Here is a 1,675-nt window from a genome sequence, read left to right on the forward strand (position 1 = left end):
CTGTTCACTAGTATTAATGATTTAAGCAAAAATGGGATATAAAGAATTGCTGCAAAAATGTACTTTTCATGAAGAATTCCGATTGGGAACCCTAATAATGCACAAAAATAGAGCAATATTAACAGTAAGAAATTACCTTTGGGCTGAACTCTCTTTGGTAGCATTAATAGGTTATGTGAAATAAGAAATATATTGACAGTCTCAACTATTCCCCACGTAAAAAAAATCATCAGTCCAATGTAAATAGTCATTTATTAGTTCTCCCTTAAACTCTTAAATGTTATTTTACATTACTTTCGAAAAATATGAAACAAAAAGCAGCCAAACCCGTTTGGATCTAGCTGCTATTTGTAAAAAGTGTGTTTAATTTAATTAAATAAGTTTATAAAGTATTAATTGGTAATTTACCAAGATTAAACTAACGCAATGGCCATACCAAATAACTTAACAAAAAAAGCTACCATGGTTTTATCCCCCTTTCGTTGATGGAATTATACTACCAAAATTCACAAACTTTTCACAATTAGTGGAATAACGTGTAGTTTTTTCGGAGTAAACGGTAACCCCAGGTCCCACTCAGCGTAAGGATATATGCTGGCTAGCGTGACGGTTGCATGGGTATGTAACATTTGAAGTGAGCTTAGAAAAATAAAAAGTTAGTTTTGCTATTTATAGGCATGCGCCGCTAGGACGGCGGCGCAAGTGCGACAAGCAACAGGATGTTGCGTAAAGCACGGTGCCTATACATACAAAACTCACTTTTTTAATTTTACTTAGCAAATGTAATAGCAAAAGCAATTATGCGTACCCTAGTTAAGGCTTAGAGTTCATAGCCTAAGAATGTCCGCCCGGTGCACACATTCTCTTCGAATTGATAAAGCTATGTAAGGACACCTACATTTTGCAAGATTAATCACATTAAGATAATCCAAAAATCTGCTCAAACGTAATCTGCTTTCCCGTGGGAGCGGTGGGCGCTGGCGGGTGGGCCGGGCCGGTGGCAGATTTATAGTATATTGGCTAGCGTTGGCCAGAGGGCTACGTTCTGCTCGTAGATTTGGTCGAACTGGGAAATAGGTACTGGGTTGGCCTTGCCGATTTCGATGGTGATGCTAGGGGCTTGTTCAACGGCTCCAAAGTAGTCGGAGAGGCTTCCGATGGCTTTGCCGCAGTACTCTAGTTTGTAGCTGGTAAGCTCGTGGGCTACGTTGGCCAGAGCCTTGCAGGCCTCGTCCACTTCCTTGGAATTGGTTTTGGCACCGTAGTATACGATGTTTCCCATACTGTGATAGTTTATACCCATTACAAATTTGTTTTCATAAAGAATTTTTGCAATGGCAAGTGACTCTATTTCTGATAGAGGCTCGCTGCCAGGGTAGTAGCTTAGGCTTGGGAGAATGGCTTTTTTGTCGGCGTTTCCAAAGCCTACAGGGAAGTTGCGGTTAAGGTCTACGCCGTTGCCGTTGGCTTTTATCATTGATAGATTTACCTTTGCAAGGGTCAGGCCCCTTAGCCAATCCTTGGTGTACTGCTGTGTTGCTCCTGCGGCGCCGTACTGGCTGATGGATACGCCATCAGGGTTTATCATAGGAAGTATGTAAAAGCATACGTTGTTGAAGGCATTTTGGTACACATCAAAGTGGAGAGTGTACTCTTCAAGCATACGCATAATAAG

At 41.1% G+C, this 1,675-nt stretch carries 2 protein-coding genes; both read right to left on the reverse strand.

Features of this window, described 5'->3' with window-relative positions; genetic code table 11:
- Nucleotides 1–251: hypothetical protein (locus IKN49_06040; protein MBR3632598.1), on the reverse strand; the 251-nt coding region annotated here is incomplete at its 3' end.
- A gap of 755 nt (nt 252–1,006) precedes the next feature.
- The coding region (locus tag IKN49_06045) for a hypothetical protein (GenBank protein ID MBR3632599.1) at nt 1,007–1,675 on the reverse strand (669 nt) is incomplete at its 5' end.

This window comes from Elusimicrobiaceae bacterium (assembly GCA_017528825.1).
Taxonomy (GTDB): domain Bacteria; phylum Elusimicrobiota; class Elusimicrobia; order Elusimicrobiales; family Elusimicrobiaceae; genus Avelusimicrobium.